The sequence below is a fragment of the Paenibacillus roseus genome (assembly GCF_016424485.1).
Lineage (GTDB): Bacteria > Bacillota > Bacilli > Paenibacillales > Paenibacillaceae > Paenibacillus_D > Paenibacillus_D roseus.
Map to the genome: position 1 here is coordinate 20,858 of NZ_JAELUP010000060.1, position 4,853 is coordinate 25,710.

The window sequence follows — 4,853 nt, forward strand, 5'->3', positions numbered from 1 at the left end:
GTTTATTGCATAATAAAAGTGCCTAGAATGGCAGCGTAAAAATGCTCAAGCGAGATGCAAAAAGAGACACTTGTCAGCCCCCTATTTTCCTCCTATCGTTAGGTTTGCTGAGAACTTGACGAAGGAGACTCGAAAGGGATGCTGAAAATGCCTCAACAAGAATATATCAAATTTTTGCGTGAAACAGAAGACTGCTCGGTCAGTGAAATTCAAAGAAGAGCCCGTGTTCATTGGCGGACGGCCAAGAAATATGCGGACCAAGCGGACTGGAATCTCAGTGTGCAGAAGCGGAAAAGCCACCGTCCGGTCATGGGACCTTTTATGGACATTGTAGATACTTGGCTGGAAGAAGATCGACTGCTTCCCCGCAAGCAACGTCATACGGGCATCCGCATTTACCAACGACTGAAGGCGGAGCATTCCTTCACAGGAGGGCAGCGCACGGTTTTGGAATACGTGCGAAAGCGTAAAAGCACCATGGAATTGGAACGCGCGAAAACGTATGAGCGGTTAGAGCACCCACCAGGAGAAGCACAAGTGGACTTTACGACCATTCAGGTCAGTCAGCACCAACAATTGATCACGTACAAGCTACTGGTGGTTTCGTTCCCACACAGCAATACGGCCTTCGTCTATCCCACTCCTGCGGAAAACCAGGAATGTTTTCTGGAAGGAATGAAGCGGTGCTTCGAACAGATGGGCGGTGTTCCCAGACGCCTGTGGTTCGACAATCTATCTGCAGCAGTCGTTCACATTGAAAAGCACGGAGAGCGGCAACTCACAGAGGGATTCCAACGTTTCTGTGCTCATTACCGGATGGAGGCGGTGTTTTGCAATCCCTACAGCGGCCATGAAAAAGGGCATGTGGAAAGCAAATGCGGCTACTCGAAGCGCAACTGGGCGGTCCCGATTCCCGTTTTTGAGAGCCAGGAGCAATTGGCGGTATTCTTTGCTGAGCAAGCTGGGCAAGACCGGGAACGCCTCCATTATGCCAAGGGTGAGCCCATCGCCAAACTATGGGAAACGGATCGCGCTCAACTGGTCACTCTTCCGGAAACCGCGTATGAGGCCTTTCGCATGCGTGCAGCCGTGGTCAACAAATACGGGGAAATCCGGGCCGATGGAACCACGATTCCCCTGGCAGGTCTGGTCGCTCCCCAGAGTGAGGTTCTTATTCAGATATTCTGGGACCGTCTGGTCATTCTGACGCAGGACCAGCAGGTGGTGCGCGAAGTACCACGTCCCTACACCGGGCGAACGGCAGAGATTCCGTGGGTGCAGGTGTTTACCAACCTACTGCGTAAGCCGCGCAGCGTCACGCATTCGCAATTCGTCCAGATGTTGCCGGACGTGATGCGGCAGTATGTAGGAATAGCCGATCTGTCTGTGCGCAAGGAACGGCTGCAAGCCTTGATCCACTGGTGTGACATCTACTCGCTGGAGCAAATTGAGCAGGTGCTGGAAGGAGCGACTGAAGAGGCCACCATTGTCCAACTGACGGCTGCACTTGGCATCGGACAAGCAAGTCGAGATATTCCGGTAACTTGGAGCGAGTCGCTTTCGCCGCCCGGAACCTTAACCAGCAGTGCCCTGGACCGCTATGATCGACTGATGGGGGTAAGCTAACAGGATTTGGCAGAACTATGCCGCCAGCTACGGCTGGCTCATGTGGTCGATTATGTTGCTCAGCAGCAGAATGAACAGGTAAGCGAACTCGTCGAACGCTTGCTTGTTGCCGAACGGGAAGGCCGACGAAGGGCTAAGCTGGGTAAGTTGGTGCAGCAAGCGGGTTTCCCCCACCTCAAGACATTTGACGGCTATGTAGCCGAGCACATTACATTCCCCACGGGAAATACGCTCGATCTTCTACGGGAACTGACGTGGCTGGAGCGAAGAGAGAACTTGTTGCTTATGGGAGCAGTAGGGACGGGAAAGACCCATATGGCTACGGCACTCGGGATTGAGGCCTGCAGACGTGGTTTTGGGGTGCAATTCTACCGGGCCTCGGACCTGGTAGCCGTCCTGCAAGAGAAGTTTGCAGCCGGCACGCTCAGCCGCTTTCGGGAAAAACTGAAAAAGATGGACTTGCTCATCTTGGACGAAGTAGGGTATGTGCCGTTTAGCCAAACCGGTTCGGAGCTCTTGTTTAATGTGGTTGCCGATTGCTACGAACAACAGAGCGTGATTGTAACCTCCAACTTAGAGTTCGGCCAATGGACTTCAATTTTTGGAGATACCAAGCTGACATCCGCCTTAGTAGATCGATTGGTACACCACGCTCACATTCTATCTTTTACCGGTGAGAGTTTTCGGTTGAAGCAGGCCATGGAACGCATAGCGCCATAGCCTCATGGGAATGGCAAGTGATCTCTGCATTTTTTGCTGCAAAACCAAGCATTTTTCACTTGCAAAAACACCTCTGGGTCGGTCGTTTGAACGGTACGCTGAATATCATCGTAGAGAGCGGTGGCGAACGCATTATTTGCCCCCGGGAACTGCGTACGCGTGATCCGATCTCAGACATCATACGTATACGAGGTTCGATTCCCAGCCTTATCGTCGCTGTAGCTCAATCGTCCATAAGCGTCGTAACCGTACGTCGCCATTCCTTTGCCCATAATCCCTTCCGCCACTTTCAGACCCAAGGGATTCCATCGCACGATGCTCGTCACGCCCGTCTCGTCGGCCGCCGTCACTTGATTCTGAAGATCATCAAAAACGGCCGTGACGCTGCTTTGATCCAGATGCGTCACTTTCGTCATCCGCCCCATATAGTAAACTAAAGAGAAACTAATGACATTTTAAGTCTCTGATATTCATCCTTAGTTAGTTCAATTAAATCAATACCTAACAGTGTCTGCTCTTGCCCAATGTGGAATACTACTCTACCGCTTTTAATTACTAATTCTACTTGGTCATGAGCCATGCATATCGATAATCCATTATTTTTCAGTTGAACTTTAAAATCATTTAAAAAGTCTATATAGCAATCAGAAGAGTTCCATTGTGACAATTCAAATTCCGGAACACCCATCTCCGTATAGTTAGTTGATAAGCAATCCTCCTCGTCTATTAAAATCAGATTTGCGCTTGTAAGTGTCATGTCTTGAATCAATCCACTCGATGAATCTAGTCCGATTGTAAATAAAGTTTGTTTGAAATCACCTGTTCTCCAGTAATTTTTAGAATTTCTGTTAACCTCGTACTTCCATTCGATGTTAAAGGGAATATGCGTATCAATTTCTATACTCTCTGTATATATTGTGTTAACAATTCCCCTGACCTTCAACATTGCATACACCTGCCTTCACGACTATTTAAATAATGCATGTTTAAAAAATATAGTAATCAAAATCGAAAGGTGCGTTAATTTGACTAGCGAAATGAATGGTTTCTTCATTTAATAGATAGCTGGCTTATCATTATCAACAATATTAATAACAATCATAAACTTGAAATTTAAATTATACTGATTTCTAAACTCATTTTGCTAACTTACTATAACACCTTTTTTATGATTTACAGCGATGCCAGTTTCACATATTGAATCTCTAATTTTTCTCTACGGCCGAAGCATTATTCTATACTATAGGGCTGAATGGAAAAAACCACATGAAGCAGAATTTGCATCATGTGGCCAAGTATTAATTATAAGCTTCTTAATAGTTGCAGAACAAAAATATTTAATTCCAATTCAAGCTCGTCCTCTGAAGGGTAAAAAGCTATTCTTTCCAACTCTGGTGATAGCTCACGAATTGCTTCTTCTGAAAGCCACTTTACAATATATCTGATACAATTATCCGCCCATACTTCGTCCTTTCCTCCAACTATTTTTTTTAATGAAGGAACTAGCTTCAAATCTAATGGTATTAATATTTGACAAATCTCTTTAGCAATTGGCCAATTAATATCTTCAACCCACTCTAATAACTGATTTATAATTGGTTCGATTTCATTATATGGCAACTTTCTCAATTTTTCTATTGTGTAGTAGTCCATTTTATTACTTGGAATAAATTCATCCATACACTTGCGACACCTCTACTTTCCAGGAAGTTGAATAACAATATTTTGTAAGACTTCCGTTAAATAATAATCATATGTTCCATTAGCATAAGACTGTATCCAGAGCTCATGTTCGTATGGATCCACCGCCCTGACAAGTATATGATTAGAATTTTTTGGATCTTGATATGCATATAATACTCCAGTAGCATTAACCATTTCCATTGAAGTCATTACTTGTTTCTCTAAATAAGATTTCCTACCAAAGGATAGACCATCTGTGTCTTTAGGACGTGGTGTCATATCTTTTGCTTTATTTGCTCTTCCCTTCCTAAAAATATAGTTAAGATCTTCTCTTTTAATATTTGAGAAGCTTGCTTCACCCGCAACTGCAGCTGTTCCAACAATAGCAGCTACGATTGCTCTTACACCATTCGTGCTAATACCACCCCTAATACCAGGCAACGCAACTGAATTATTCGTAGCGGTAATGTTCAAAAAAATATTACCTATCTCATTTGACAAACCAACAGCCTGTTTCTTCTCCTCATTATAAATTTTAATAATATCTCTATATTTTCTACCTTTGTTAGCATAGTATAGTTTATCAGGAACATAATTATCTTTGTTTGAAGGATCATTGCATCCACCAGCGTGACTATATTTACCATCCTTTGATTGACACCAATGTCCAGTAGGATCAATATATTTTAACGGGTTATTATGAACATACGTATACAAATTTAACGTCAGCGGATTCGTAATCTCCCCTTCATACGTATCCTAGTTTATAAAGCGTTCAATCTCCAATAAAATGGACGGTGACTGTTTTTGTACAATCGCCGCCC

Annotated in this window: 6 protein-coding genes; 2 read left to right on the top strand and 4 right to left on the bottom strand. The window is 44.5% G+C overall.

Going from position 1 to position 4,853, the window contains the following annotated elements:
* Positions 1–138 precede the first annotated feature (138 nt).
* Together istA and istB are read left to right on the top strand one after the other, a co-directional pair.
* Positions 139–1,626: an IS21 family transposase gene (gene istA, locus JFN88_RS11340; RefSeq protein WP_199019408.1), complete on the top strand. Its 1,488-nt coding sequence runs from the start codon at positions 139–141 to the stop codon at positions 1,624–1,626.
* A gap of 42 nt (positions 1,627–1,668) precedes the next feature.
* Positions 1,669–2,346: an IS21-like element helper ATPase IstB gene (gene istB / locus JFN88_RS11345; protein ID WP_332908465.1), complete on the top strand. Its 678-nt coding sequence runs from the start codon at positions 1,669–1,671 to the stop codon at positions 2,344–2,346.
* 170 nt (positions 2,347–2,516) lie between these two features.
* On the opposite strand, the gene JFN88_RS11350 is transcribed toward istB, so the two are convergent.
* From JFN88_RS11350 to JFN88_RS11365, 4 genes are all read right to left on the bottom strand, one after another.
* On the bottom strand, positions 2,517–2,753 hold the full coding sequence (locus tag JFN88_RS11350; protein ID WP_199019410.1) for a hypothetical protein: 237 nt from the start codon (positions 2,751–2,753) through the stop codon (positions 2,517–2,519).
* Positions 2,754–2,779: 26 nt separating this feature from the next.
* Positions 2,780–3,292: a hypothetical protein gene (locus tag JFN88_RS11355; RefSeq protein WP_199019411.1), complete on the bottom strand. Its 513-nt coding sequence runs from the start codon at positions 3,290–3,292 to the stop codon at positions 2,780–2,782.
* Positions 3,293–3,648: 356 nt separating this feature from the next.
* Complete coding sequence (locus JFN88_RS11360) at positions 3,649–4,026, bottom strand: DUF5071 domain-containing protein (RefSeq protein WP_199019412.1); 378 nt, start codon at positions 4,024–4,026, stop codon at positions 3,649–3,651.
* A 15-nt stretch (positions 4,027–4,041) separates the two neighbouring features.
* Positions 4,042–4,746 carry an RHS repeat-associated core domain-containing protein gene (locus JFN88_RS11365; protein ID WP_199019413.1) on the bottom strand — a complete coding sequence of 235 codons (705 nt, stop codon included), beginning with the start codon at positions 4,744–4,746 and terminating at the stop codon, positions 4,042–4,044.
* Positions 4,747–4,853 lie beyond the last annotated feature (107 nt).

Coding starts and splice junctions, on each gene's coding strand:
- JFN88_RS11355 (WP_199019411.1), bottom strand. CDS start 3,292: ATGTTGAAGGTCAGGGGAATTGTTAACACAATATATACAGAGAGTATA.
- JFN88_RS11360 (WP_199019412.1), bottom strand. CDS start 4,026: ATGGATGAATTTATTCCAAGTAATAAAATGGACTACTACACAATAGAA.
- istA (WP_199019408.1), top strand. CDS start 139: ATGCTGAAAATGCCTCAACAAGAATATATCAAATTTTTGCGTGAAACA.